3 protein-coding genes are annotated in these 3,204 nt (G+C 41.1%); all 3 read left to right on the top strand.

Features of this window, described 5'->3' with window-relative positions:
- Nucleotides 1-186 precede the first annotated feature (186 nt).
- Nucleotides 187-705 carry a dCTP deaminase/dUTPase family protein gene (locus tag HMPREF9257_RS02705; protein WP_006417956.1) on the top strand — a complete coding sequence of 173 codons (519 nt, stop codon included), beginning with the start codon at nucleotides 187-189 and terminating at the stop codon, nucleotides 703-705.
- A gap of 19 nt (nucleotides 706-724) precedes the next feature.
- Complete coding sequence (gene radA / locus HMPREF9257_RS02700) at nucleotides 725-2,107, top strand: DNA repair protein RadA (RefSeq protein WP_006417954.1); 1,383 nt, start codon at nucleotides 725-727, stop codon at nucleotides 2,105-2,107.
- A gap of 37 nt (nucleotides 2,108-2,144) precedes the next feature.
- Nucleotides 2,145-3,204: PIN/TRAM domain-containing protein (locus tag HMPREF9257_RS02695; RefSeq protein WP_040466656.1), on the top strand; the 1,060-nt coding region annotated here is incomplete at its 3' end.

Here is a 3,204-nt window from a genome sequence, read left to right as displayed (position 1 = left end):
AGTGATTAAATCGATCCCTGAGGGGATCTTTTTTTCAACAATAAGTCCTAAAAATAAACAAAGTCTAGCCAAAGTGATAAAAGCCGAAGCCTTAGGATAAAATATGGGAATTCATTAAGCTATTAGGTGCTTAAAATACTAAACTTTGATAGAATAGATTAGAAAAATAGTTAAGGAGTGTCTTATATGAATCAGAGAATTCGTGGCTTTGAAATTGTTTCGGCCTATCAAGATCAAGCGATTCAACTGCCCCAACGGTCGACCTATAATGCTGCGGGGTATGATATCGAGGCAGCCGAAACAATCACCCTACCTAGCTATTGGAAGCAAGTGGTGACCAAGCTGGTCAAGGGTTCAGTCAATCAAGCGGATAAAGACTTAATGAAACCGACTTTGGTGCCCACTGGCTTAAAAGCTTACATGCAAGCCGATGAATATCTCCAGATTATTAATCGGTCATCTAATCCTTTGAAACGCTTTATCGCTTTACCCAACAGTGTCGGAATTATTGACCAAGATTATTATAATAATCCAGCCAATGAGGGTCATATTTATGTCCAATTACAGAACTTCGGACTCTTTGATGTGACGATTGAAAAAGGTGACCGGATTGCGCAAGGAATTTTTGCTAAATACTATACAGTGGATGGCGATCAAGGTGGTTTAGAACAACGGTCTGGTGGCTTTGGGTCTTCAGGTAAGTAAATAGAGAGGTTCTAACAGAATGGCAAAGAAAAAGGTAATGTTCGAATGCATGGCCTGTGGTTACGAATCGCCTAAATGGTTGGGTAAGTGCCCTAACTGTGGCGCTTGGAATCAAATGGAAGAACAATTAGTGTTTTCCAGCCCTAGTCAACAACGGACCCGGTCTTTAAGGTCAGATGCGGCAAATCAATTAGGCCGGGCCTACAAATTGGATGAAATCCAAGCCCAAGCTGAAGATCGAGTCCAAACGCAATTTCAAGAGTTTGACCGGGTTTTGGGTGGCGGTTTGGTGGCTGGGTCACTGGTTTTAATTGGGGGTGACCCCGGCATTGGTAAGTCTACCCTCCTTTTACAGGTCTCCACCCAATTAGTTAAGGCCGGCCAACGGGTCCTCTATGTGTCGGGAGAAGAAAGTCTGTCCCAAATTAAAATGCGGGCCCAAAGGCTCAATGTTAAACAAGAAGATCTTTACCTGATGGCAGAAACTGATCTGGATCAAATTATTGCGGAAGCGGCTCGGATTCAGCCTGATACGGTCATGATTGACTCCATCCAAACCATGCAAGTGGCGGACCATAATGGGGTGGCTGGTTCGGTAGGTCAAGTTAGACAGGCAACCGCTAGTTTGATGCGGTTGGCAAAGGATAACCGGATTGCAATTTTTATTGTCGGTCATGTGACGAAAGAAGGTGCGATAGCTGGACCAAGGATGTTAGAACACATGGTGGACACGGTTTTATATTTTGAAGGTGAAAAATATAATCGCTTTCGGATTCTAAGAGCCGTCAAAAATCGTTTTGGTTCCACCCACGAATTGGGTGTATTTCAAATGTTGGATACTGGCTTACAAGAAGTGGCGAACCCTTCTCAACTTTTCTTGGAAGAGCGGATTGCGGGTGCCGTAGGTTCGACGGTGGTGGCATCTTTAGAAGGAACTCGGACCATCTTAGCTGAAGTCCAATCTTTGATGACGCCAACTGTTTTCGGTAATGCCAAACGGACGGCTTCAGGTGTGGACTATCAAAGAGTGTCTTTATTATTAGCAGTCATGGAAAAACATTGTGGTTTACTAGTGCAAAATCAAGATGCTTTCTTTAAGACGACCGGAGGCGTAAAATTAGATGAGCCAGCCATTGACTTGGCCATCGCAATCTCGATTGCTTCGTCCTATTGGGATAAGGCAACCAAGGTCGATGATTGTTTTGTGGGTGAAATTGGCTTGACGGGTGAGATCCGCCGAGTATCCCAAATTAATGAACGGATTAAAGAGGCCAATAAACTTGGCTTTAAACGAATTTTTATCCCTCAGAATAATTATAATGACTTAGATAAAGATGTTGAGATTGAGTTGGTTCCGGTTAAAACGATTCGGCAAGCGGTTAATTTAGTATTTCCGCGTTAGTTTTTAACTGTAATTCTATTTGAAAGGAGGTGACATGATGTATAAACGTTTTATTTTATTAGTGGCGTTAATTATTGGGATTTCCTTTGGTTTAACTTTTGGACCTGATATATGGCGTCAGCTTGGGTTCACAATAGATTTAATGGCCAATCCCATTATTAATGCCCTTATTTTTTCAATCATTTTTCTTTTGATTGGTTTTCTATTAGTGCCTATTATTGATAAATTTGTAAGTCGGATGATTAAATGGGCTAACCAACAAACAATATCCGTGATTTTGATTGATGTCCTAGGCACGATTATTGGTTTGGTCATTGGTTATTTAATCGCCCTTCCTTTTGTTGGCTTGCGGATTCCCTTTATTTCTTCGACCTTGCCTTTAATCCTACCCTTAATTTTTGGTTTTGTGGGTTATCAAATAGCCATGACCCGACGGGAGGATCTAGTCCAATTATTTTCCCGTTCTTTACAAGGCCGCAAACATGAAAGTGGCTTGCAAGAACAAGAGTTGTTACAACGAAAAGCAGGGGATGCTTATCATCCATATAAATTATTGGATACAAGTGTTATAATAGACGGCAGGATTGCGGATATTGTCAAAACGGGCTTTATGGAAGGTACTTTGGTGATTCCTAACTTTGTTTTGCATGAACTGCAATTGATTGCTGACTCTTCTGACTCCCTTAAACGTGCCAAGGGACGGCGAGGATTGGATATCTTGAATCAACTTCAAAAAGATGATTCAGTGAAAATTGATTTTTATGAAGGTGATTTTGAAGATATTGATGAAGTTGATAGTAAATTAGTTCGCTTGGCTAAACTAATGGAAGCGGCTGTTGTAACCAATGACTATAATTTAAATAAGGTCTGTGAATTTCAAAATATTACGGTCTTCAATATTAATGCCCTCGCAAATGCTGTGAAACCAGTCTTAATTCCAGGGGAACAAATGACCGTAATGATTATTAAGGCAGGTACTGAGCGCAAGCAAGGGGTTGCTTACTTAGAAGACGGTACGATGATTGTGGTTGAAGATGGTCAATATTATATGAATGAACAATTACCTGTAATTGTAACCTCTGCCTTACAAACGGCAG

The organism is Eremococcus coleocola ACS-139-V-Col8, from assembly GCF_000183205.1.
In the GTDB taxonomy this organism is placed as follows: domain Bacteria; phylum Bacillota; class Bacilli; order Lactobacillales; family Aerococcaceae; genus Eremococcus; species Eremococcus coleocola.
The sequence above is the reverse complement of the archived record's forward strand: the minus strand, read 5'-3'. Positions and strand labels throughout refer to the sequence as shown.

Excerpts from the sequence above, each read along its gene's own strand:
- radA (WP_006417954.1), top strand. The coding sequence starts at position 725 with ATGGCAAAGAAAAAGGTAATGTTCGAATGCATGGCCTGTGGTTACGAA.
- HMPREF9257_RS02705 (WP_006417956.1), top strand. The coding sequence starts at position 187 with ATGAATCAGAGAATTCGTGGCTTTGAAATTGTTTCGGCCTATCAAGAT.